The following is a 24,609-nucleotide window of genomic DNA, read 5'->3' on the forward strand; positions in this document are numbered from 1 at the left end:
GATGAAGGAGATTGGCGGATGAAAACAAAACTGCTTGCCGTAAGCCTGATCTTCTCGTTGATCTCGGCAGTGCTCTTCTATTCAGACACTACCAGCGCCGACACACCAAGTGTGTATAACGCTGAACAGAGCTACGGAATTGCGAATGAAGCCATGTTTTATCTGCGGGTACTCAAAAGTGACGGCACCGCAAGTTCCACGGGGACAGGAATTATCCTGTCTCCGGCAGGAACAGCAGCAACGGCGTATCACGTGGTCAAAGGTGCGGAGCGGATGGAAGGGGTGATGGCGGATGGTAGTATTATCAGTCCGATCAAAGTCACGAAATTCGATGAGCTTAAGGATGTGGCTGTTCTTGAATTGCCAAGTCCTGCTGCTATGAAGCAGAAGGGTAATGCGTATGCTTATCTTCCGCTGCGTAAGGACGTCCTGAAGCATGGAGAAGCTGTATTCGCACTGGGCTATCCGCTTAAGAATACAGCGATTATCACCGAAGGGATTGTCAACACGCCTGCTGCGGAGATCAATGGAAGAAGCCGGATTCTGACTTCGGCCCAGGTGGCAAGCGGGATGTCAGGAGGTCCGCTGCTGGATACACATGGCCAGCTTGCGGGAATTATCTCCGGTTCGCTGCGGACCATGAACAACATTCATCTGGTTGTAAATATGGAGGATCTGCGGAGCCTGCTGCCGGCGTCCTTCAAGTAGAATTCATTTCAGAAGCAGCTCAGACAACAATGAAGGCTGCAAAATAATAATAACAATGGCTGTCCTCTGACGTTTGGAGCAAACGGGGGACAGCACTTTTTTTAGACACCTGTACCGATAGACGACTGCGTAATTCACCCGTCCGGAAGGAGGAGGAACCCGAGTGATCAAGGCATTTCTGCTGGATATGAACCAGAAGGATCTCTATAAGCTGTCTTCCATGCTGCAGCATACAGGCAAGGTGAATGTGATTGGAATGTCGGCCTATCCCGAGAATGTTGTAGACAAAATTGTTCTGCTGCAGCCTGATGTGCTGTTTCTGGATCTTCAGCTGCCCGGCCAGCAGGGAATGGTTGTAGCCGAACGGGTAAAAAAGAAGCTGCCGGATATTCAAATTGTGATTGTCACAGAGAGCAAACAGCATGCCCTTTGGGCCTTCGACCAAGACATTGTGGATTATGTGCTGAAGCCGCTGGAGGAGGTCCGCCTGGGCCAGTCACTCGAACGGCTGCGTAAGGGAAGCTGAAGCGTATGCCGGAGTAAACCCGAAGCCGCCAGACTGAATCAGGATGCCGGAAGTTTCTCTCCATGTTACAATAAACGGACAAGCAGAAAGGATGGGTGATTTAGTTGAAGTATGATTTTAACCGTATCATTGACCGCCGCAATACCCGCTCATACAAATGGGACCAGTCCGAGAAGCTGTTCGGAGACAAGGAGATTCTTCCGCTTTGGGTCGCGGATATGGACTTTGAGAGTCCCCCTGCCGTGAAGGAAGCGATTCTGCGCCGTGTACAGGAAGGGGTGTACGGCTATAGTGTGACGAGTGACTCCTACAAGGAGGCGATTGCCGGGTGGTACCGCAGCCGTCATGACTGGGAGATTCAGAAGGAATGGATCACCGATTCTCCGGGAATTGTGACCTCGCTCAGCCTGTCCGTAGAGCTGTTCAGCCAGCCGGGAGATCAGGTGATTCTGCAGTCGCCGGTCTACTATCCTTTCTATGATGTAATCCGGATGAATGACCGCAAGGTGGCGATCAACCCGCTGAAGCTGGAAGAAGGCCATTATGTTATGGATTATATCCAGCTTGAAGAACTGATGGCCGGCGGCGCCAAGCTGCTGCTGCTGTGCAGTCCGCATAATCCTGGCGGCAGAGTGTGGGAGCGGGAAGAGCTGCTGCGTCTTGGTGAGCTGTGCCTGCGGTATGGTGTAACGGTAATCTCGGATGAGATCCATTGCGATATGGCAATGCCGGGCTACAAGCATATCCCGTTTGCGTCCCTGTCGCCGGAGCTGTCGGATATTACACTGACTACGCTGGCAGCGACCAAAACCTTCAATCTGCCGGGCCTGCAAACCTCGTATATCGTAACCTCTAGTCCCGAGCTGAAGCGGAAATTCGAGTACAAGCTGAAGGCACTCAGTCTGCATATGTCGGCATTCTTCACGCCGGAGGCGGTTGAAGCGGCTTATAATGAAGGCGGAGAATGGCTGGATGAGCTGGTGCAGCATATCAGCGGCAATGCCGAGTATGCCATCAGCTACCTCGCAGAGCATTTGCCGCAGGTGAAGCCAATGAAACCCGAAGCCACCTATCTGCTGTGGATCGATTGCCGGGCCCTGGGGCTGGATGCGGACGGACTCAAGAACCTGATGTACCGCGAGGCCAAGGTGGCTTTTAACGAAGGCTCTGTCTTCGGAACGGAAGGCCAAGGCCATCTGCGCATCAATCTGGCCTGTCCGCGTTCCGTTCTTGCCGAAGCGCTGGAGCGGTTCACTCAGGCTGCTGCCCCTTATGTTCAGCAATAAAGCTTATACGTATGCTTGTAGCTGCGGCATATAGTTGTATACTGTGCAATTACAAGCAGCGAAAAGGTAGCGTACCATAAATCAGACGCTATATTAAAACATTTACAGCGATCAAGAAATCCGCGCCCTTAGGGGTAGCGGATTTCTTGTTATACCGCTGTCTGCGAAGATTGAAGGTGTCCCGCCAACCTCGCGGTGAACACCCCTTGCTGCCCCTTCCCGGCATGCGCTTCAACCACAACCGCTTATTGAGCAGACCGCAGACCCGTGTTAAGATGGGCAGTACGGCTGATAGAGTAAGTATATATAGAGAGTGGGAGAGATAGAGATGAGTAGCAGCAATACAACCCGGATGATTATTGATTGTGATACAGGAATAGACGATGCTTTGGCTATTCTATATGCCCTCCGCACACCGGAAGTGGTAGTTGAGGGGATAACGACGGTGTTTGGTAATATTGATGTGCAGCAGGCGGCGGATAATACCTTGCGGCTGCTTGCACTCGCAGATCCCGGATACGACATTCCGGTAGCGCTTGGAGCGTCCAAGGCACTGGTGCGCGAACTGACAGGCTTCTCGACCCATGTGCATGGGGAGAATGGGATTGGCGGCGTTCAGCTTCCCCCTTCCCGGCAAGTGCCGGTGCAGGAGACAGCGGCGGAGTTCATTGTGCGGATGGCGGATGAGAACCCGGGTGAGATTGTGCTGGTAACGCTCGGACGGCTGACCAATCTGTCGCTCGCGCTGGATTTGGACCCGCAGTTGACCTCCAAGCTGAAGAAGGTAGTGGTCATGGGCGGCACGGTCTTTAAGCCGGGCAATGTGACTCCGGTGGCCGAAGCTAATCTGTGGGGCGACCCGGAAGCGGCTGACCGTGTATTCACCTCTGGGCTGCCTGTGCTGATGATCGGGCTGGACGTTACACTGCAGACACGGATTACCTCAGAGCATCTTGAGCTGCTGAAGCGCCATGGGCGCGAAGAGAACAAGTCCATCATAGACTTCATGGAGGAGTCACTCGAATACTATTTCAGATTTTACCGGGAAGCCAATTATCTGATCAACAGTGCGCCGCTGCATGATCCGCTGGCCCTCATGGCTGCGCTGCAGCCGGATCTGGTGACTACGCGCCGGATGAAGGTCCGCGTGGAGCATCAGGGAGAGTTCACCTCAGGTATGGTCGTGGCAGATTTGCGGCCGCAGCCGAAGGTCGGACATTTCATCGAAGTGGCGGTGGATGTGGAGGCTGAACGGGCGGTTGGCGTCTTTTTGAGCGCGTTTATGTAAGTGTGAAGTAAGTGGAATGGAATTATGCATCAGCTACCCTACTTCAATAGCAGACAATTGAATCTCCCAATAGTTACAATCTCTTAATTTGCTATAATTTCCTGGTTTGGTAAAATGGTAGGGGATGTAAGATTGAGAGATTCATAATCTATCTATAAGAGAATGGGGAACTTATTAATGAAGCATCTGGCTAAAATAGTATTATGCGCAGCGATCTCACTGGGTAGCTACTCGGCACTCCCTGCAAGTGCTGCACAGGCGGCACCAGGCGGTGTCAGTATTCTGCTGGACGGCTATCCGCTGCCCTTTCCGGTAGAACCGGTAGTCATGAGCGGAACGACAATGGTACCTTTCCGTGCGATTTCTGAGGCACTGGGCATTGGGGTGGAATGGAACCAGGCGGCCCGCCAGATTACCGCGACGCAGAAGTCCGCTGCTGAAGCATCTCCGGCAAAAGTTATCCTGACCCTGGGCAGTAAAAATGCATCCGTGAACGGAACCGTAGTGAAGCTTGATGTAGCGCCGCAGAATATCCGCGGGACGACGATGATTCCGCTCAAGTTCTTCAGCCAGCAGTTTGGAGCGGTTGCTTCCTGGAATCAGGCTTCCAAGACCGTATCCATTACATCGCCCAAGCGGGATCTGTACACTTTAGGATTCTATGCGCAGAAGGCCTACAGTGAAGTGTCGCTGATTCCAAGCTTTGATGCGGTAGCCTTTGGCTGGAGCCGGATTGACCCTACCGGTCAATTCACTACAACCGGTAAGGATTTCTGGTGGCCGGAGGCTGCAGGAGAGGTAACGCCGGAATCCATTGTCCAGAATGCAGCAGCGGGAGGTACAGCCCCGTATCTGATGGTTTACTCCAGTGACTCAGCTCTGGAACTGAGCAAGAATCTGGCGGACCCGCAGCTGCAGCAGCAGACCATCGCCAGCATCGTGGATCTGGCCTCGCAGAAGGGATTCCAGGGCATTGGACTGGATCTGGAAGGACTGGGCTTGACCGGAGATAAGGCGCTTGTGCAGAGCCAGTATAATGCTTTTGTCAAAAATCTCTCCGTGGCCGCACGCGCTGCCAGTCTGAAGCTGACGGTGATTCTGCATCCGCTCAACAGCTCCTACAAAGGTTATGATTACAAAACGCTTGCTTCTCTCGCTGACGATCTGGTCATTATGGCCTATGCCTACGAGGGCGAGAAGGGGCCGGAGCCGATGGACAAAGTGGATGAAGGTATCCGGCTGGCCCTGCAGCAGGTCAGCAAAGACAAGCTGATTCTCGGCATTTCAGTATTCAGCGAGAATGATTCCTCCGTCAACGCGAAGATTGGCCTGGCCAAACGTTACGGTCTCAAAGGAATTGCCATCTGGCGTCTGGGTCTCATTGGCCAGCCGGTGTTCAGCAGAATGGGAGAATCGGTAGAATTGTAGAATGTGCAGCAAGTATTCATGCAATGATAGCTAAATTTGAATCTGGCTGAAGAGAGACTGCCGTATGGTGATATTGACCGCGCGGCAGTCTTTTTGATGAATATATGATTGTAAATCTTTCATTATATGAGTCCTCCTCAGGTCCTCCTTGTTATGCAGCATCTTGTATATTCGGGCTGGCGATATCAAATGTCACATTAACCTGACGGGCAAACCTGTATAATTTTAAAGGTTGACCTTTAAATTGACGATTCTAAATATAGGAGGGACTATAGAGCATGAGTACGAAATACAAAGCACTGGAACTGGATAAACCGATGACTTATGAGCTGGAGGGGCTGGAAGTCGGGGTCACCTCGAACTGCAATTTCCGCTGCGATTACTGCTGCGCTTACAATAGAAATGATGGACAGAGCATTAACGGCAAGGAGGTTATCCGCATTCTGGAGGAGCTGCCTAATCTGAAGCGTGTGCGCCTCTCGGGCGGTGAGGTGACGCTGAAGTTCCAGGACTGCGTGGACATTGTGGCTTACTGCACCTCCCGCGGGATTCAGACCCAGCTGAACTCGAACGGCAGCCTGCTGAATGAAGAGCGGATCGGGCAGCTGGTGGATGCAGGACTGACTACGATACATATATCCTTCAATTTCACTACTGCCGAAGCATTCTCTGCTTACTACAATATCCACACAAGCGTTTATAACAAAATCAGAGAGAACATCACCATGTTCGCCAAAACAAATGTAAATGTTGTGCTGGAAACGCTGCTGTTCAACGAAACACAGGACAATATGCGCGAGATCAGCGATCATGTCTATTCCATGGGTGTAAGAACGCATGAGATCCAGAACAGCATTATTATGGGGCATACCGGCTGGAAAGCGATCGCGGCCCGGGAACAGCTGAAGAATGCCGTGAACGAGCTGATTGCCCGTAAACCGGCGGATACCACCCTCTATTTCACATGTATGGACCGGTTCATGGAGGCTATGGGGTTCGAGGAACAGCCGGGTGTCTACTTCCCGCACTGCATTGAGGGCATGAAGCAGCTTCACCTGCACGGCAATGGCGATATTCTGATCTCCGAGCTATGCCACCCGGTTATTATCGGCAATATTTACAGCGGTACCTCGCTGAAGGATCTGTACAGCAACATGCCTGCACCGCTCGAAAAGTATCTGGAGAAGCGGCCTTGCCCGGCGCTGGATGCGCTTTTCCCGCAAGGGGTATAGTCCGGACGCTGCAGCAGAAGAGCTTATGAGCGGAACTTATTATTGTGCATTATATCAGGCAGGATTGCAGCCCAACCGCTGTGGTCCTGCTTTTTGCTGGGAATGACTTTGAATGACAGGTATTTCTGACTTTATTTCAACTATGAATGAAAACTTTCATGTATAATCATCAGCATGAACTGTATAACAATGCAGAAACCTTCTGCTTCATTACTATAGAAATAGAGATAACACATTTGGACTGGGAGGATTTCATCATGATTTACGGGTTTTTACTATTGCTGCTGGCCTGCTGCTTCCAAGGCAGCTTCGGGCTGGGGATGAAGAAATACCAGCCGTTCTCCTGGGAAGCGTTCTGGACGATTTTCTCGCTGGTAGGGATATTAATTATTCCGGTTGTCTGGACTTGGATCGAAGTGCCCAACTTCTTCAGCTATATCCGGCAGACGCCTGCTGATGTGCTATGGACGGCTTCCTTCTGCGGTTTCCTGTGGGGCATCAGCTCGATTATGTTCGGCAAAGCGATTGATTCCATCGGTGTCTCGCTGACCTATGGTGTTAACATGGGGATATCGGCATCGCTGGGTTCGCTGATTCCGCTGTTCATCTTCGGCAATATCCCGGCGGCTGGCTCATTTACGGTACTGCTGACCGGCACAGCAATTATGCTGGCTGGCGTTGCCGTGATTACCAAGGCCGGCCTGCTCAAAGAAAAGATTATCACCGCTTCCGGCCAAGGGACAAGCTCCGGTACTAACCTGACCAAAGGCCTGATTATCGCTTCAGCTGCCGGGCTAGGCTCTGCTGCGATGAATATCGGCTTCTCCTATGCGAGTCAGGCGGCGGATATTGCCGTTGCCGATGGAACAGCCAGGATTAGCGCCAATCTTATTTCCTGGGTAATTACGCTGTCCGGCGGCTTCATCGCCAACTTCGCGTATGCTTTTATCCTGTTAATCAAGAACCGGACCTATAAGGATTATTTTGCCAAAGGTGCAGGCCCGGCCTACGGTAAGGCACTGTTAACCGCTGCGGTGTGGTTCCTGGCACTCGGTGTCTATGCCAAGGCAACCGCATTACTCGGTCCGCTAGGCTCCGTCGTGGGCTGGCTTGCCTTCAACGGATTGTCGCTGATCATCAGCAATGCGTGGGGACTTAAGGACGGAGAGTGGAAAGGGTTCGCTGCTCCCAAGAAGCTGCTGCTGTGGGGGAATATAATATTGATTCTGTCCTGGATTGTAGTGGGGATCGCCAATAGCATGGCGTAGGATATTCCGCAAATTGGCAATTTTCCACTCTTCCGGGCGGCTTGGTTCTGTTATGATTTCATTAGAGGTGTTAACCAAGACCAAGAAATCTGCAGAGAAGGAATGTGTGGCCCGCCATACATAGAGGGATACAACATGCTTAGTGCAAAAAGACGCGGATTAATATCTTCCAATGTTGTGCTTGAGAAAATAATGCCGCTGCTCACACCTACAGCCATTGTGGTTGGTGTGCTTAACGAGGCGGTGCTGCTGCCGTTTACCTGGCTGGTGCCGTGGATTTTTGCTTTTATGACGCTGATCGGCAGTCTGAAATCTAATTTCCGTGACTTGCTGGCAGTGTTGGCTAAACCGCAGAAGCTCATCATCCTGCTGATTATTCTGCATATTGTGATGCCGCTGATCGGCTGGCTGGCAGCGATGGCCTTTTTCCCGGGAGATCCGTATACAGTTACAGGGTATGTGCTGCTGTTCGCCATTCCGACCGGTGTGGTCAGTGTGGTCTGGGTGTCGATGCATGGCGGGAATGTTGCTCTTACGCTGGCGCTGATCCTGATCGATACACTGCTTTCGCCGCTGGTTGTACCCGGCACGCTGTATCTGCTGATGGGGGCGAGTGTGCAGATTGAGATTGGGGAGATGATGCGGGGACTGCTCTACATGGTGGTGCTGCCGTCCGTAGCGGGGATGCTGCTCAATCAGTTCAGCAAAGGCAAGGTTACGGCAGTCTGCGGACCGCCGCTGGCGCCGTTTGTCAAAGTTGGCCTGTTCATCGTTGTGTCGATCAATGGCGCCAGCATTGCACGGTATCTGAAGCATCCGGATGGCAAGCTGGCCCTGATTATTGCCGTTACTTTCGTGACTGTCGTATTGGGTTATATCATCGGTGCTGTAGTCTCACGCAGCTTCCGCTGGGATTATGAGAATACCGTCGCCGTTCAGTTCAATTCCGGTATGCGCAATCTGAGTGCAGGTGCAGTACTGGCAGTGAAATACTTCCCGCCGGCCGTCGCCCTGCCTGTGATTTCCGGCATGCTGTTCCAGCAGATTCTGGCTGCCTGCTCCGGCATGTTCATCCGCAGCCAAGTGAAACGTCTGCACCAGGCGGAAGCCCTGACTCCAGAAGGGCCAAAGGCCACACCGGCCGAGAGCCGCATTTTGTTATAGGATATCCCGGCAATCCCGCATATTTCCCCCCATTTTGAGTGCCGCTGTCTGCGGCTGGGGAATTGCGGGTTTTTCAGGCTGAATATAAATAAAAATAGCTATATTTCACTATGATTCGACAAAATGCGATATTATTTCCGAAAATTCGTCTAGAAATATTAATTATTTCTGTGGGAAATCCGATAGTAATTGTAATAAATGTTACAGTTTTTAGCTGTTTAGGTACTAGTGGATTAGATAGAGGCGGAAGGGTGTAGAAAACTATGAAGATTCGTATGAAGCTATCGGTTATGATGATTGTCGTTACACTAATTTCTACAGCATTAATGGGGATTTTTACGTACAGCAAGTCCACTGGCACCATCATGAATCTGACTGAATCTTCTATGGAACAGGTGAACACCAACAAAGCGCAGACGATTGCGGCAATGATCGATAAAGAAAAGCGCAGCATGCAGCTCGTTGCAGGTGAAAGCGAGATCGCGGAACTGCTGCTTCAGGCCGGAAAAGGCGAACTTACTAACGGGGATGCGCTGCAGAATGAAGTGAATGTGAAGCTTCAGGGCTTAGTCAAAGATGCAGGCAACCTGGAGCACATGTTTGTGGCTGATATGAAGGGAATTGCGGTAGCTGACAGTGACACCAAGCTGGTCGGCACCGATTTCAGCGAAAGAAACTACACGAAGAATGTATTCAAGACAGGTGAAGCTGTTGTAAGTGAGACCTTGAAATCTAAATCTACCGGAGCCTACGTATTAGCCTTTGTCCATCCTGTGAAGAGCGGGGGCAAGATGATTGGTTTCGTCGCTTCGGCGGTTAATGCTAACAGTATTATTAAATATTTGGCCGATGCCAAGGTGACTAATGCGCCTTCATCTTACGCCTATCTGGTGGACGAAACCGGCAATATCCTCTACCATCCGGATGAAACGAAGATTGGTTCAGTGGTTGAGAATGAATCAATCAAAGCGGTCGTGGAGCGTGTGAAGGTGGGCGAGACCGTACCGGATGGAACGGTGCAATACACGTATGAGGGCGCTGAGAAAAAAGCGGCATTCACCGTTCTTCCGGAGACCCACTGGACCCTGGTGCTGACCGGAGATCTGGAGGAGATCATGCTGCCTGTGGACGAAATGACGAACTACATTTTATTGCTCGGACTGGGAAGTCTGCTGCTTACGCTGTTGATTGGGGTTACTGTAGCTACCCGTATCTCCTCACCGATTATCAAGCTTACCCAGCTGATTAACCGCACAGCAGAGCTGGATCTGAAGTATGACAACCAGTATGAATATTTAACTAAAAATAAAGATGAGACAGGCACCATTGCCAAAGCGATGTTCCATACCCGCGCCGTACTGCGTGAGATGGCCGGAAGCCTGATCTCGATTTCCTCGAAAGTGCTGGACAATGCGGAAACGCTGGAGAAGCTGTCCATCGACGTCAGAGAGAATGCGCATGATAATTCAGCCACTACGGAGCAGCTGTCGGCAGGAATGGAAGAAACGGCGGCATCTACCCAGGAGATGACGGCAGCGATTCATGAGATCGAGAATAATGTCAGAATGATCTCCACCCGGGTAAAAGAAGGCTCCGGTGTATCCGGGCAAATTACGGAGCGTGCATTGGCGCTTCAGCATGATGCGGTAACTTCAACCGAGAATGCCAAACAGATCTACGGCTCGGTCCGTGGTGAGATGCAGAAAGCTATAGAGCAATCGGGAGCCATCAACGAGATCAATGTGCTGGCGGATACGATTCTCTCCATTACAAGCCAGACCAATCTGCTGGCACTTAATGCAGCGATTGAAGCTGCACGGGCGGGCGATGCCGGGCGTGGATTCGCCGTTGTGGCGGGTGAAATCCGCAAGCTGGCCGAGAAGTCGTCGGAGACTGCGGCAGGCATCCAGGGCGTCGTCAAGAATGTCTACAACTCCGTAGAGCAGATGATTGAACATTCCGAGGCCATGCTGACGTTCATTGATCAGAATGTGCTGGGCGATTATGAGCGGCTGAACGAAGTCAGCCAGCAGTATAACAGCGATGCTTCAACGATTAATGAGCTGATGAACCAGTTCGAGGAGGCAGCCGATCACCTGAACGAAACGGTGTCCAGCATCGCCATCGCCGTCAATGAAGTGGCGGCTACTGTGAATGAAGGCGCGATCGGTGTGCAGGATATCGCCGAGAAGACGGCGGATATTGTGGAGAAGACCTTCCATGAGGCCACCATGGCTGATGAGAATACGCAGAGCGCCAAGGAGATGCAGGTCCTGGTAGAGAAGTTCAAAATCTAAGCCGGTTTCAGCAGATTTTTACCCGCGCTTCATCTGATTTTAAGCTTCGGGGTATATATTAATCACATAACCCCCCTTTAATATAACTTAGACCCCGCCGGACGCTGGCGGGGTCCCTTTTTTTGCCTGGGATTCCGGCTCACCCATTCCACATTCCCAAGACTCCGCAAATGGTGAATTATGGTGTAAACTGGGTTGTAGCGTTGAATTTGGAGTGGAGGCTAGGGTAGCTGTGGGAAAAATTGAAGAATTATATCAGCATATAGGCAATAAGCTCGTAGGAATCATTCCTGATGAGTGGGACGAAATTCATCTCTATGCTGAGATATTGCCCGGTTCAAGAATAGTCTATTTTTATTACAAATCTACCCCCCGGAACGAGTTGATATTTGGTCATAATATTCCTGAAATTTATGGGGTAGATGAGCGCATTTATGACCGCCTGTGTAGTGAATTAGAAAAGTGCTTTGTTGATCTTAATGCGGAATCCAGCAAAAACAATCCTCAACAATGGACAAATTTAACTATGTATTTAAGTCAATCAGGCAAATTTAATATTAATTATAATTATGATGCTGTTTTGTATTCCCCTTCACAACAGCGTACAATTTGGGAGTATGAAATTCTAGGACTACATCCTACAGATGGCTTTCACCAGAAGTATTTAGATGAATATCTCAAAACAAAAACGAATTAATCCCCCAGAGGTGTCCTGTCAGCTATTCAATGGCTGAATGGGGCGCCTCTCCTTGTTTATCAAGGCATGGAACTTTTAGCGGGAAATCGCAGTTTCAGTATGCTATATTAAATATAATCCAAGTCAGATAATGGAAGGAGGACGCTTCATGAGAAGATTAATGCTCAGCTCTACGCAAAGTCTATGGACGACATGGCAGTGGTTGTTGTGTAGAGCTGATAGCAAGTCTCCGCTGCAACGATTCGCCGCTTAAAATGGTCTGTTCTATAGACTTTGCTGCCTTTACAAGTTAACTACTTTAAAGGAGCGGAGCTATATGAAATATGTAAATGCAGATCTGGTATTACCGCAGCAGCTGCTGCAGGAAGTACAGAAATATATGCAGGGCGGGATGCTCTACATCCCCAAGCCCGAGGGACAACGGAAACGGTGGGGGGAGAACTCAGGCGGCAGAACCTATCTGACGGCCCGGAACCAGTCCATTCGTGACCATTATGCCGGAGGCTTAAGCGTAACCGAGCTTGCCGAGCAATTTTGCCTGTCGGGTGACAGCATCAAGAAGATTGTTTATGGAAGCAAGCAGATATGAGCAGCGCTCATATTGAATTGAGAGAGAAGGAGTCGAACAGGACTCTTTCTTTTTTTGTGCAAAAAATGAATTGCAGCTGTTTATTATCTATGTCCATCCGGTGAGCCGCCCATATAATTACAGACATACAATGCGGGAGGCAGGAAGATGACGGAAGATAGTTTATACAGCGGCAGTACGGGTGATTCATCGCGGGCCCTCTGGAGATCGGGCAGGAATATAGCACTCAGGGCATTGGCAGAGTATGATCTGGAATGGAACAGGATTGAGCTTATCGGGATGTCGGATAGCGTCACCTTCCGGATTGAGACAGAAGATTCCGGCAGCTTTCTGCTGCGGATTCATGGTGAGCGCTTCAGCCGGGAGGAGATCCTGTCGGAGCTGGAATGGACCCGGTATCTCAATCAGACGGCGGGCTTTGTGGTCCCGCAAGGATTGGCCAGCTCCGGCGGCGGCTATATCCTGGAGACTGGATGCGAAGAGCGGCGGCTTGCCTGGGCAACGGTGATGCACTGGGTGGAAGGAGAGCCCGTAGAGGTCAATCTGCCGGATGATCATATCTTCAGGATGGGGAACATGCTGGCCGGTATGCACGAAGCGGCCACAACGTTCGTTCCGTCTGCCGGCTTCACCCGCCCGGTATGGGGAGCAGACAGCTTCAAGCTGGAGTGGAGCAAGCTGGAGGAGCATCACGCGGTAATGGTAACGGAGGAACAATGGAAGCTCTATCAGGCTGCTGCCGCGAAAATACGGACTGATCTCGAAGCCATGCAGCCTGACGCCAGTAGCTACGGCTTGATTCACGGCGATTTGCATAGCGGAAATATAGTTTTTGACCAAGGCCAGCCGCGTGCGATCGATTTCGGCCGCTGCGGATACGGATATTTCCTCTATGATATGGCTGCCGCGCTGCTGGAGCTCTCCCCGGCACAGCGCGGTAGCCTGATCCAGGGATATAGCAGTGTCCGGGAGCTGGAGCCGGATTATGAACGGAAGCTGGAATGCTTCTTCGTTATGATCATGATCGGAAATTACAGCCATCACATCTCTAATCCGGATGAAATCCCCGGTCTGCGGGAAGAACAGACGTATGCACTGGCTTACCTGAGAGAATATCTGCAGGGTGAGCGTTTTTTGTTCAGCCGCATCGAACCCTTCGTGATAGAGTGAGGGCAGCGTCCAGTTGTACTTAATAAATAGCAGAGCCCTTTGCGGTCTGTTTCTTCAACATCAGCTGTTCCCCGGTGATTATGCCGGTGGGGCAGCTTTTTTTTGATGTATTAGGAGATATCTGATCAACCGTTTTTTTGTGCAGTTTAAGTAATTATGCTGGGAAGTTATGCGATGTATTAATGAGATTCCCGCAGTGAGTTATGGAGGAAATGTGCTGTAAAAGCAATGTGTCACTGTGAGAGGAACTGAGCCCAATGTATGTGAAAAACCGAATACAATGTGTCGCAGCGAGGGTAACCGAGCCCAATGTATGCGAAAAACCGAATACAATGTGTCGCAGCGAGGGTAACCGAGCCCAATGTATGCGAAAAACCGAATACAATGTGTCGCAACGAGGGTAACCGAGCCTAATGTATGCGAAAAACCGAATACAATGCTTCACTGTGAAAGTAACTGAGCCCAATGTATGTTAAAAACCGAATACAATGTGTCGCAGCGAGGGAATAGGGTGGAGGAAATCCCTTTAAATTACCGGAAAGGGCAAGTTGCGTTAATTGAACTTTTGTTGTGCTGCTTGATCGCCCTCAGGGCGATTTTATTCTCCGGGAGCCGCCGTTGGATTCGGACCTCTGAGCGTTGAATTCATACGTTAGACCCCGGCAACGTGCCCGCCAATCTGTAAATATGTCCATTGATCCTAGACTGAGGACATTTTTTGCGATCCCTTGGGGCGGTAACATAAAGACATCAAAGCGCAGCCAGCTTTGAATTACCGGGTAAAAGGGGAGTACACAGATGAAACGATCCATGCAAAAAGTAACATCACTATTACTGATGGTTATGATGCTGGCAATGGTAGTAACCGCCTGCAGCGGGAACAATGCGAAGAACAACAGCGCAAACGCCGGCAACAGCGGCAAGGAGACGCAGGGAGAAGGCAGCAGCGGCGGCAAGAAGACAGAGCTTCTGTTCTGGTCACCGTTCTCCGGCTCGGATGGCCCGTTCATGAAGAAAATCGTAGATAAATACAACAGCTCCCAGGATAAATACAAAGTGAATTTCGTGATCCAGCCCAATGGTGAGTATTACAAGCAGCTGGATGTTGCGCTCAGCACCGGCAAGGAACGGCCGGACCTAATGATTATGCACGTGGATCAGGTGCCGACCTACCAGAGCAAGGATCAGCTGCAGGCTGTGGATGAGCTGGCGGCAACTGCCGGAATTAATCCTGCTGATTTTGCCGAAGCCCCGGTGAAGTACGCCACCATCGACAGCAAGCTGTACACCATTCCGCTCGATATTCATCCCGTAGTGATGTATTACAACAAGGATTTGTTTGAGAAAGCGGGAGTCACCGCCCCGCCAACAAACCGTGCTGAATTCGACGCTGCCGTAGAGAAGCTGACGGATAAATCCAAAGGAGTCTACGGATATGTAGTTCCTACCCTTTGGCCTCAGCAGTTCATCTTCCCGTCACTCGTCTGGCAGAATGGCGGAGAGCTGTGGAACGGAACAGATGTAGCTTACAATTCCCCGGAAGCTGTAGAAATGGTGCAGTGGCTACGCGATATGGTCGACAAGGGCATCTCCCCGGCCAATGTTCAGCAGGATGGCGAGAACACGCTGTTCCTGCAGGGCAAGAATGCAATTCAGTTCAACGGACCGTGGATGAAATCACAGTTTGATGAAGCCGGGCTCAATTATGGCGTAGCCGTTATGCCGCAGATCGGCAAAGCAAAGCAGGCTATTTATGCAGGCTCCCACGGCTTTGTGGTTCCGAAGGCTGTGACAGACAGCAATACGCTAGCCGGCATCGGTGATTTCCTGAAATATGTCTCCGGCAACTCGCTGGACTGGGCCGAATCCGGTCAGGCGGTAGCTTCCAAAACTGTTATGGACAGTGCAGAATTCAAAGCTATGGAGTTCCAGAGTACCGTATCCCAGAGCTTCTCCTCCGTACAGTTTGCACCGAATGTGCTGAACTGGGGCACCATCGTCGAGCCGGTGTGGAGCGAGCTGAGCAATGCCATTCTTGGCAAAAAATCACCACAGCAGGCCATGGATGATGCTGTAGCCAAATCCCGTCAGGCGATGAAATAGCACTCATGACGAAGTGAACTTTTCGGTAAGCAAAAGCGGGAGCGCGGAATAGCTTCCCGCTTTTCTTTATACGAAGGAATGGAGGAATCTCTTTTGATAAGCACATGGACTTCCCGCTTCACCTCATTTCTGTTCATACTGCCCTATCTTGCAGCCTTCGGATTGTTTCTGCTGTTTCCGATCCTGTACGGTGTTGTGATCAGCCTGCAGGACTTTGAGCTGCTGTCTGCCGCGCATCCCTTTGTGGGACTGCGGAATTATATAACGATTTTTACCCCGGGGACTTATGAGAACAGTATCTTCTTCCGCGGGCTGTGGACGACTTTCCAGTTTGTCCTGTACTCCGTGCCGCTGCTGATCGTTGTGGGGCTGGGAATGGCGATGCTGGTCAATGCACTGCCGGCGAAGCTCCGGGGGCTATTCCGGACGTTCTATTTCCTGCCATATGCCTTGTCGGCTTCGGTTATGGCCGTGATCTGGCTGATGATGTTCGATACCAATGCCGGATTCATTAACAGTCTGCTGCAAAAGCTGGGCCTGACGGGGATCCCGTGGCTGACGGCTACGCCTTGGGTGTGGATTGCGCTGGTGCTCACGACGCTCTGGTGGACGATCGGGTTCAATATGATTATTTTTGTGAATGCGCTCAACGAAGTGCCTGAAGATTATTACGAGGCTGCTGCTATTGACGGGGCGGGCGCGTGGAGCAGGTTTGTGTCGATTACACTGCCTTCGATCCGCCCGGTGATGCTGTTCGTGATGATTACCTCAACGATCGCGTCCTTCAACATTTATGCCCAGCCGTTTCTGCTGACACGCGGAGGGCCGGGAGACACCACCAAGGTGCTGCTGATCAATGTGCTGGACCAGGCATTCGTGCGCAAGGATATCGGCTCAGCTTCCGCGATGGCGATTCTGATGGCGCTGCTGATCATGATGGTGTCCATCGTGCAGTTCCGTCTTACGAACCGGAAGGAGAAGGTATAAATGGGAAAAGCCAAAAAAACCGGCCTGCTGCTGCTGGCCATTCTGATTGCACTGTTCGTGCTGCTGCCGCTCGTGTGGATGCTGTCCACTGCGTTCAAAAATGACTTCGAAGCCCTCTCCGGGCGGATGAATTTCTTCCCGCAGAAGCCTACCCTTGATAATTTCGTTCAGGGGCTGAGCGGGGAGCTGATGAATACGCCGATTCTGCGCTGGATCATCAATTCCCTGTCAGTAGGGATTGTGGGCACAGCTATCGTGCTGCTGATTGATTCGATGGCGGCGTTTGCCCTGGCCCGGCTGCCGGATCTGCCGCTGCGCCGTACGATGCTGTCCATGTTCATTGCCTCGCTGATGATTCCCAGCGTGCTGACCTTTCTGCCGATGTACATTGAGTTCAATACACTGGGGCTGATCAACACGTATCAGGCGCTGATTCTGCCGGCTACAGCCGGGGCGTTCGGCGTGTTCCTGCTGTATCAGTTCTTTGTCTCCTTCCCGAAAGAAATCGAAGAGGCTGCCCGGATCGACGGGGTGAACAAATGGGATCTGTATGCCAGGATCCTGCTGCCTTCCGCAGTGTCGATCATGATGACGTTGGGCATTTTCACTTTCATGGGGATCTATAATGACTTTGTCTGGCCGCTGTATGCAACCACTTCACCGGAGATGCGGACGATCACCGCAGGGATTGCTATGATGGCTACCGGAAGCTACACCCAGAGCTACGGCAAATTAATGGCCATGACTACCATCGCGGCGCTCCCGGTGCTAATTATCTTCATTGTCGGCCAGAAGTCGTTCGTTAAGGCGATTACGAGCTCGGGTGTGAAATAACGGGTGATAGAACAGGAGATATAAGCTGTACTTCATAAATTAACATAAAGCTCAGGCGTCACTACTGTAGATATTTGGACTTCCGTCCGCACTTAAGATTTGAACTTGAAGCAAATTCGTCACTACGGTGAACATTTGGACTTCCGGCCGCTGTTGTCCCCAGATTTCTTGATTAGAACCGCTTTTTCGCGGTGGAAACCTGGTGACTGATTATGCTTCCGTAGGGAGCTTTCCTGCGGAAAGCTTTCAGGCGGTCGCTACCGCTCCTATAGTTCCAAATTCCCCATTCGTTCCTACCTGCTTTTTGTTAATTTCTATTGTACATCTTATATAAAACTGTTCCATAACCCTTGGAGGGAAGCAGATGGAAATGAAATCAGCGAAACCGCACAAGGCATGGACAGGTAAAAACTCACGTAGAATAGTCTACTCCCTTGCGGTGGTTCTGTTACTTATATTGGCGGGAGGTGCATATTTAGTGCAGCAGCACAATAATAGCAGGATAGATGTAGTCTATAACGGGCATGGCGGAACGTTTAAGAACACACTTGCCGGGATCGATACGCCTGATCCGAGCGTGATCTACAAGGATGGATATTATTACATGACCTTCACCCATAACGGAACGGATATTATGGTGATGAAGTCACGTACCCTGGATTTCCGCCAGGCCGAGCGGAGAGTGGTATGGTATCCGCCGGCGGAGACCGCCTACTCGGCGAATCTCTGGGCGCCCGAGCTCCAGTACATCCGGGGCAGCTGGTATATCTATTTTGCCGCAGATGATGGAAATAACGAGAATCACCGGATGTATGTGCTGCAGGGGGACAGCGGTGATCCGCTGGGCGATTATACCTTCAAGGGCCAAGTCACCGACGACACCAACAAGTGGGCGATCGACGGGCTGGCAATGGAAGTGGATGATGAGCTGTATTTCGTCTGGTCCGGCTGGGAGGGCGATGTCAACGCTGCGCAGAACACCTATATTGCGCCAATGAGTGATCCGCTGACAATCAGCGGTCCGAGGGTGCTGCTGAGCGAGCCGCTGCTTCCGTGGGAGCAGGCTGGAGGTCCGCCGTACATCAATGAAGGCCAGTCGGTCCTTCATCATGACGGACGCGTCTTCATTGTCTATTCCGGCGCGGGCAGCTGGACACCGCATTACAGTCTGGGCCTGCTGGCCTTGAAGCCCGGCGGCAATCCGCTGGAGGCGGCAGACTGGACCAAGACGGAGCAGCCGCTGCTGGCAATGGATGAAGCCGCCGGAGTGTACGGGCCGGGGCATAACTCGTTTACGGTGTCGCCGGATGGCAGCGAGCAGTGGATTGTCTATCACGCGACTACTGGAGCGGCGGACGGCTGGAACAACCGCAAAGCACGGTCCCAGCCGGTCAACTGGGACGATGGCGGCCAACCTGTGTTCGGGAAGCCGCTGGCGCTGAGCACGGCGCTTGAGGTTCCCGCTGGAATGGGAGTATTCCAGGCTGAGAATGCCATCCGCAGCGGGAACCGGCTGGAGTTCCCGTCTCTGCCGTCCACAGTAGATAGCGATACTCCGCTGCTGGCGCATTATGTGAATCCGGGTGGAGAACCGGCGGAGGCGGCAGTTTCAGTGAATGCTGGAACGCCGTCAAAGCTTCAGCTGCCGCCTACCGGGGGAGGCCAAACCGGATACGCCTATCTGAGCATACCGTTCACAGCCGGGATGAATACAGTAGCCTTTGAGCTGCCGGAGGGAAGCGCAGTTGAACTGAAGGCTATTGAAATTCCGCGTTATGAAGGTGAAGCCCAGACGCTGGAGGGGAATGCTGATGCGGAGGATAACCCGTATGCCTCGGGCGGGGCAGCGGCAACCCTCAGCGGAAGTGATGCGGCGCTGCGTTTCAGCAACATCCGTCTACCGGGAAGCGGGACTTACACTGTCTCCGTAGCTGTCCTTAACGCTTCACCGGATGCGAAGCTGGAGGTAGGGGTGAACGGGGATTCTACGATCGTATTGACCCCGGAATCTCAGGGACGAAACCGGGTATCCTTCATTGAACTGGAGCTGGAATTACAGGGCGGTGCGAATGAAATTATTCTTTTTGACAGACAAGGCAGCTTCGGTATAGATTATATGGATATATGGCAGAAGAGTGAATAAGCCGGGTAGATTCATAGATTGCATGCTTGACGGGGGCTTAATCATATGAGAGATACGGGACGCTTTAGCGGACACAAACGGAACAAACTGATTGCGCTTTCAATTCTGCTGCTGGCTATGCTTCTGGTGCTGGTGATGGGCGGCTGCGGTACAGACGGGGCAGAGGAATCCCCACAGTCTGCCGCTGAGCCGGTAACTCTGGAGTATTGGACTCCATTCAGCGGCGGAGATAACATTTTCATGACCGAACTTGTGCAGCAATTCAACCGGGAGCACGGGGATATCCGGATCGATCAGATCAATTCCCGGCTTGATGATTATTATTCGCGGCTGCGTACGGCAATTCTGTCCGGTAATGCACCGGATCTGGCGATTATCCATGCTACCAATCTGCCGCAATTCGTACAGAACGGTTATATTGAGCCGCTTGACGGACTCGCTGCGGATACCGGGCTGGACTGGGGCCAGTTCAATACTAGAATCGCTGAGTCCACGGTCTACGGCGGTGCCCATTATGCTGTACCCCTAGATACGCATACGTTAGTGCTCTATTACAATAAGAAGTTTTTAAAAGAAGCAGGGCTGCTGGATGCCGGGGACAAACCGCTGATCGGCAAAGGAGAGCAGGGATTTACGGAGTTCCTGCAGCAGTTGAAGGCAGAGTTACCGCCAGGTGTGGCTCCGCTGGCTCTGCCCAGCACACGTATTGATTCCGTGTGGCTGTGGTGGAGCCTGTACAATCAGATGCAGGGCGGTGGTGTCTTTTACAATCCGGAAGGTACGCAGGCTGTCTTTAACAACACGGAATCGCTTCAGGCACTGGAGTTCGTGAACAGCCTGTATCAGCAGGAGCTGATTCCGCCGGATATTAATGATGCGTTCAAGCTGTTCTATGACGGGGAGGCCGCTATGCTGATTACGGGTGTGTGGGGAACCGGCGCTTTTGAGCAGGATGAGAACCTGGAGCTGGGCGTGGTGCCGGTTCCGGTCATCTACGACCATCCGGCGGTCTGGGGAGATTCGCATACGCTGGCTATTCCGGCCAAAAGTGAGATGAGTGCGGAGAAGCGTAATGCTGCTATGATTTTTACCCGCTGGGCGGTGGAGCATGGAGTGATGTGGGCGGAAGCAGGGCATGTGCCGAGTTCCCGGAAGGTCGTGGAGAGCGAAGCTTATGCTGCACTGAAGTTCCGCAGTGATTATGCCAATACCGCCAACTCCGTAGCCTACTGGCCGAGAAATGTGAAGCAGTGGAGTATTAATGAAGAGATTATCCGGCAGTTTGAGAAAATGATCTACAAGGAGCAAAGCCCGGAGCAGGCTCTGCAAAATGCGGTGGACAGCATTAACCTTCAGCTGAAGAAATGACTGTAAGGGGATCAAAGGGGAGAATGCGGTTGAAATCATTTCGCGGCTGGTTCAGGAATCTGGCGCTCGCGCGCAAGCTTATTCTTATCAATGTGGTATTCATTGTGCTGCCGCTGGGGCTGATGGGCTATTTCGCCTTCGCACGCTTCACCGAAACAACGGAGCGCAAGGTTGGCGATTATCAGCTTCAGACGCTGAAGCAGCTTACCCTGAATATCGACACCTATATGAATGAGCTGAACCGGCTGACCGTGATGCCCTATCAGTATCCCAAGGTTACCGACTATCTTGCAACCAAGCGTGCTCCTGGCGAACCTCTGACACTGGATGAGATTAGCGGACTGAACAGCTTCGTCACTCAGGTGTTTTTGAACGGCCGGGTAGATATTCTGGGTGTCTCATTATACGGCACCGGCGGTGCCTCTTATGTGGTCATGCCGGAGAGCCAGTATGTGACGACCTATAAGCTCGATGAAAATGTCAGCTGGCTGAACAAGTTCAAGGGTCACTACGGGCAGCCCGTGTATGTTGCTACACATGACTTAAGCTCAAGCGGCGGAAATGTGTATCAGGCGTTCTCCATTGTGCGGGAGCTGCGCAGCTTCGATGACGGGGTGACTCTCGGGTACATTGTCATTGATGTGGACCCCAAGTTCATCAGTGAGATTCTGTCCAAAGTAAAGCTGGACGCCAAGGAGCTGCTGTACATTACGGATGATTCCGGCAAACTGGTCATCGGTAAGGATCATGGACTGCCACAGGCAGCGCCTTCCCTGTCTCCGGATAATGCCAGTGAAGGGGTAAGGCATGTGAAGTCGGAGGGGGAAGGGCTGCTGATGGCCCACGTAACTTCTGAAGTGACCGGCTGGACCACGGTGGGCGTTGTACCGGTCTCCAGTCTGATGAAAGATACCGAGGTTCTGCGCACATACATTATTCTTATTGGCATCATCTGTGTAGGCCTGGCCCTGCTGCTGTATGTGTTCATCGCCTACCGGATCACCCAGCCTCTGCGCAAGCTGAGCCGGCTGATGCGCAGTGTCGAGCGCGGTGATCTCAGCAGGGCTTTTCCGGTGAGCGGTACGGACGAGGTAGGAATGCTGGGCCATTCATTTAACGGCATGCTTGCCAAGCTCAGCGAGCTGGGGTATCTGCTCTATGAGACGGAGATCCGGGAGAAGGATGCGCAGATTGCCGCGCTGCAGAGCAAGATCAATCCGCATTTTCTGTACAACACACTGGGTTCCATCAGCATGTACGCCGAGCTAGAGGGAAGTCCGGAGATTATTACAATGTCCAACAATCTAAGCAAGCTGCTGCGCTACAGCCTCAGCGGACGCAAGGAGCATGTGACGCTTCAGGATGAGCTGGACCATGTCGGCGGATATATGGCAATTCAGCAGATGCGCTATGAAGAACGCATTCACTTCACGATGACCATCGAACCTTCGCTGCTGGATTGTGAGGTCATTCCTCTGATGATCCAGCCGCTGGTGGAGAATGCAATTAATCATGCACTGGACAAAGGTGTTGGCCGGGGCCGCATATCGCTGACTGCAGACAGCAGCGATCAGGTGCTTAGAATCGCCGTTGAAGATGATGGCATCGGCATGAATGCGGAAGCGCTTGAGGCGCTCCGGCTGCATCTGCGGAATACGCAGGAGCTGGGAGGACGCTCAGGCAACGGTCTGCTGAATGTTCACCGCCGGATTGTGCTGCATTATGGCGATGAATATGGTCTTTCGCTGGAGAGTATGCCTTATCAGGGTTTCAAGGCAGTGCTCAAGCTGCCGGTTATTACCCATCAGGGCAGAGCAAGGGAGGATGACGGAGTTGCCTAAAATACTAATTGTTGACGATGAATCTGTCTTCCGCAAAGGTCTGCGCAAAATGATCACCAGCCTGGAGGGGAACTGGGAGGTGGTCGGTGAAGCCACTGACGGCTATGATGCGCTTGACAAGCTGGCCGAGCTGTCGCCTGAAGTGCTGCTCACTGATATTCGAATGCCGCGTATGGACGGAATCCAGCTGCAGCAGATGGCGGGAGGACGTTTCAAGGATCTGATGACCGTCGTGGTCAGCGGCTATGACGAGTTCGCTTATGTGCAGCAGTCAATGCGCCAGGGAGCGAAGGATTATCTGATGAAGCCGGTCGAACGCCAGGAGCTGGGGCGTGTGCTGGAGAGATTGGGGCGGGAACTGGCCGAGCGCAAGGCGCTTCCGGCGCGTAAGGAAGAACTGTGGCAGGTCCAGCCTGTGCTGAAGCGGCATGTGGCCGGTCATCTGATCGAGAGTCTGCTGAAGGGCAAAACAGAAGACAGCGACCTGCAGCTGCTGCGGGAGATGGGTTTTGCCTTCGGGCATCCCTACTTCATCTGCATGGTGATCAAGCTGGATAAGCATTCGGTGGAGAAGGAGCGTTATCAGCGGGGCGATGCCTCCCTGTTCCTCCTGTATATCCAGCAGGTAGTCCAGGAAATGATTGACCGCCATGCTACAGGCATAAGCTTCGTGCTATCGGATACCGAGGTCGTGGCTTTGCTGAATATAGCTGAGCCGCAGCATTCCTTATCGGCACCGGGAGCTCTAGGCGACCTGATTCGCAGACAGATACGCTCTTTGTCCAACCTGACGGTAACCATCGGGGTCAGTAATCCGGCGGAAGGACTGCCGGGTATTCCGAAAGCTTATAATGAAGCCGGAATTGCCCTCTTATACCGGTTAATCGAAGGCGGTGACAAGCTGCTCGATTATGCCCAAATGACAGAGCGCCCCCATTCCGGAAGCGGACCCTTGAAATGGTCATGGGAGATGCTGGAGAAGTCGATTACCGGGGGCAGAGTGGCCAGCATCGGCCCGATTGTTGAACATATGATTGAAGAGCTGTGCAGTATGGCAGAATCGCCGGAGAGCATTCATCAGCAAATCTGCAAGCTGCTGCTGTACTACTACGAATTATCCGAAGAGCTTAATGTTACCGAATCCTGGTTGGGGTCAAAGGATATCCGCAAGGTGCTGTTCGATGTGTGCAGCCTGTCTTCGCGGCAGGAGCTGGCCGAGAAATGCCGCGGATTGCTGCTTACCCTGACGGGTTGTATTGCGAAGTCCAGAGAGGTGAAGGATCTCGATCCGGTTGCCGCCGCCCAGCGCTACATTTCGCAGCATTATGATCATCCGCTAAGCCTTAAGGAAGTGGCGGACAAGGTGTATTTGAACCCGGCATATTTCAGCAATCTGTTCAAGCAGAGGACCGGCGTTACTTTTATCGAGTTCCTGACACATATCCGGATAGAAGAAGCCCGCAAGAAGCTGGCCTTCACAGGTGAGAAAATCAGCAGGGTTGCTGAGGAGACAGGTTTTGGCAATGTGCGACACTTCAACCGGGTGTTCAAGAACTGCTGCGGTCTCTCACCCAAAGAATACAGGGACAGCATACGCAAGGCACAGGCGGCTTCTATGGATGGCCGGGAGTGACAGTAAGGACTAATAAGGGTTGCAGCAGCAAGGCCGGATGGCAATGA

At 52.0% G+C, this 24,609-nt stretch carries 19 protein-coding genes; all 19 read left to right on the plus strand.

The window, feature by feature from the left end; translation table 11 throughout:
- Nucleotides 1-18 precede the first annotated feature (18 nt).
- Nucleotides 19-708 carry a serine protease gene (locus NSU01_RS11635; protein ID WP_042135591.1) on the plus strand — a complete coding sequence of 230 codons (690 nt, stop codon included), beginning with the start codon at nucleotides 19-21 and terminating at the stop codon, nucleotides 706-708.
- A gap of 163 nt (nucleotides 709-871) precedes the next feature.
- A complete protein-coding gene (locus tag NSU01_RS11640; protein WP_052421783.1) occupies nucleotides 872-1,234 on the plus strand; it encodes a response regulator in 363 nt (120 codons plus the stop codon).
- Nucleotides 1,235-1,338: 104 nt separating this feature from the next.
- Entirely contained in the window at nucleotides 1,339-2,520 is a 1,182-nt protein-coding gene (locus NSU01_RS11645; protein WP_042135592.1) for a MalY/PatB family protein, read from the plus strand.
- 328 nt (nucleotides 2,521-2,848) lie between these two features.
- Nucleotides 2,849-3,808, plus strand: coding sequence for a nucleoside hydrolase (locus NSU01_RS11650; protein WP_076244129.1), 960 nt, complete (start codon nucleotides 2,849-2,851; stop codon nucleotides 3,806-3,808).
- Nucleotides 3,809-3,985: 177 nt separating this feature from the next.
- Nucleotides 3,986-5,236, plus strand: coding sequence for a stalk domain-containing protein (locus tag NSU01_RS11655; protein ID WP_042135594.1), 1,251 nt, complete (start codon nucleotides 3,986-3,988; stop codon nucleotides 5,234-5,236).
- Between the two features lie 278 nt (nucleotides 5,237-5,514).
- Complete coding sequence (locus tag NSU01_RS11660) at nucleotides 5,515-6,468, plus strand: radical SAM protein (protein ID WP_039303158.1); 954 nt, start codon at nucleotides 5,515-5,517, stop codon at nucleotides 6,466-6,468.
- Nucleotides 6,469-6,725: 257 nt separating this feature from the next.
- A complete protein-coding gene (locus tag NSU01_RS11665) occupies nucleotides 6,726-7,736 on the plus strand; it encodes an L-rhamnose/proton symporter RhaT (RefSeq protein WP_042140993.1) in 1,011 nt (336 codons plus the stop codon).
- Nucleotides 7,737-7,871: 135 nt separating this feature from the next.
- On the plus strand, nucleotides 7,872-8,900 hold the full coding sequence (locus tag NSU01_RS11670; protein ID WP_076244131.1) for a bile acid:sodium symporter family protein: 1,029 nt from the start codon (nucleotides 7,872-7,874) through the stop codon (nucleotides 8,898-8,900).
- Nucleotides 8,901-9,163: 263 nt separating this feature from the next.
- A complete protein-coding gene (locus NSU01_RS11675; protein ID WP_076244133.1) occupies nucleotides 9,164-11,197 on the plus strand; it encodes a methyl-accepting chemotaxis protein in 2,034 nt (677 codons plus the stop codon).
- 232 nt (nucleotides 11,198-11,429) lie between these two features.
- On the plus strand, nucleotides 11,430-11,894 hold the full coding sequence (locus NSU01_RS11680) for an immunity protein YezG family protein (protein ID WP_076244135.1): 465 nt from the start codon (nucleotides 11,430-11,432) through the stop codon (nucleotides 11,892-11,894).
- A 316-nt stretch (nucleotides 11,895-12,210) separates the two neighbouring features.
- Nucleotides 12,211-12,483, plus strand: coding sequence for a CD3324 family protein (locus NSU01_RS11685; RefSeq protein WP_042135602.1), 273 nt, complete (start codon nucleotides 12,211-12,213; stop codon nucleotides 12,481-12,483).
- 147 nt (nucleotides 12,484-12,630) lie between these two features.
- Complete coding sequence (locus tag NSU01_RS11690) at nucleotides 12,631-13,653, plus strand: phosphotransferase (RefSeq protein ID WP_042135604.1); 1,023 nt, start codon at nucleotides 12,631-12,633, stop codon at nucleotides 13,651-13,653.
- A gap of 798 nt (nucleotides 13,654-14,451) precedes the next feature.
- A complete protein-coding gene (locus tag NSU01_RS11695) occupies nucleotides 14,452-15,756 on the plus strand; it encodes an ABC transporter substrate-binding protein (protein WP_076244137.1) in 1,305 nt (434 codons plus the stop codon).
- Nucleotides 15,757-15,849: 93 nt separating this feature from the next.
- Nucleotides 15,850-16,743, plus strand: a complete 894-nt coding sequence (locus NSU01_RS11700) for a sugar ABC transporter permease (RefSeq protein WP_256703864.1) — start codon at nucleotides 15,850-15,852, stop codon at nucleotides 16,741-16,743.
- A complete protein-coding gene (locus tag NSU01_RS11705; protein ID WP_076244141.1) occupies nucleotides 16,744-17,577 on the plus strand; it encodes a carbohydrate ABC transporter permease in 834 nt (277 codons plus the stop codon). It abuts the gene before it with no gap.
- A gap of 478 nt (nucleotides 17,578-18,055) precedes the next feature.
- Entirely contained in the window at nucleotides 18,056-19,720 is a 1,665-nt protein-coding gene (locus NSU01_RS11710) for a family 43 glycosylhydrolase (RefSeq protein ID WP_256703865.1), read from the plus strand.
- A gap of 45 nt (nucleotides 19,721-19,765) precedes the next feature.
- Nucleotides 19,766-21,088, plus strand: a complete 1,323-nt coding sequence (locus tag NSU01_RS11715) for an ABC transporter substrate-binding protein (RefSeq protein ID WP_076244143.1) — start codon at nucleotides 19,766-19,768, stop codon at nucleotides 21,086-21,088.
- Between the two features lie 29 nt (nucleotides 21,089-21,117).
- Nucleotides 21,118-22,929: a sensor histidine kinase gene (locus NSU01_RS11720; protein ID WP_256703866.1), complete on the plus strand. Its 1,812-nt coding sequence runs from the start codon at nucleotides 21,118-21,120 to the stop codon at nucleotides 22,927-22,929.
- Nucleotides 22,922-24,562: a response regulator gene (locus tag NSU01_RS11725; protein ID WP_076244147.1), complete on the plus strand. Its 1,641-nt coding sequence runs from the start codon at nucleotides 22,922-22,924 to the stop codon at nucleotides 24,560-24,562. The genes NSU01_RS11720 and NSU01_RS11725 overlap by 8 nt, the downstream gene beginning before the upstream one ends.
- The last annotated feature ends 47 nt before the right edge of the window (nucleotides 24,563-24,609 follow it).

The sequence above is a fragment of the Paenibacillus sp. FSL H8-0259 genome, assembly GCF_037963255.1.
GTDB classification, from domain to species: Bacteria; Bacillota; Bacilli; order Paenibacillales; family Paenibacillaceae; genus Paenibacillus_AQ; species Paenibacillus_AQ phytohabitans.

Excerpts from the sequence above, each read along its gene's own strand:
- NSU01_RS11635 (WP_042135591.1), top strand. The coding sequence starts at position 19 with ATGAAAACAAAACTGCTTGCCGTAAGCCTGATCTTCTCGTTGATCTCG.
- NSU01_RS11650 (WP_076244129.1), top strand. The coding sequence starts at position 2,849 with ATGAGTAGCAGCAATACAACCCGGATGATTATTGATTGTGATACAGGA.
- NSU01_RS11655 (WP_042135594.1), top strand. The coding sequence starts at position 3,986 with ATGAAGCATCTGGCTAAAATAGTATTATGCGCAGCGATCTCACTGGGT.
- NSU01_RS11660 (WP_039303158.1), top strand. The coding sequence starts at position 5,515 with ATGAGTACGAAATACAAAGCACTGGAACTGGATAAACCGATGACTTAT.
- NSU01_RS11665 (WP_042140993.1), top strand. The coding sequence starts at position 6,726 with ATGATTTACGGGTTTTTACTATTGCTGCTGGCCTGCTGCTTCCAAGGC.
- NSU01_RS11670 (WP_076244131.1), top strand. The coding sequence starts at position 7,872 with ATGCTTAGTGCAAAAAGACGCGGATTAATATCTTCCAATGTTGTGCTT.
- NSU01_RS11675 (WP_076244133.1), top strand. The coding sequence starts at position 9,164 with ATGAAGATTCGTATGAAGCTATCGGTTATGATGATTGTCGTTACACTA.
- NSU01_RS11685 (WP_042135602.1), top strand. The coding sequence starts at position 12,211 with ATGAAATATGTAAATGCAGATCTGGTATTACCGCAGCAGCTGCTGCAG.
- NSU01_RS11690 (WP_042135604.1), top strand. The coding sequence starts at position 12,631 with ATGACGGAAGATAGTTTATACAGCGGCAGTACGGGTGATTCATCGCGG.
- NSU01_RS11695 (WP_076244137.1), top strand. The coding sequence starts at position 14,452 with ATGAAACGATCCATGCAAAAAGTAACATCACTATTACTGATGGTTATG.
- NSU01_RS11705 (WP_076244141.1), top strand. The coding sequence starts at position 16,744 with ATGGGAAAAGCCAAAAAAACCGGCCTGCTGCTGCTGGCCATTCTGATT.
- NSU01_RS11715 (WP_076244143.1), top strand. The coding sequence starts at position 19,766 with ATGAGAGATACGGGACGCTTTAGCGGACACAAACGGAACAAACTGATT.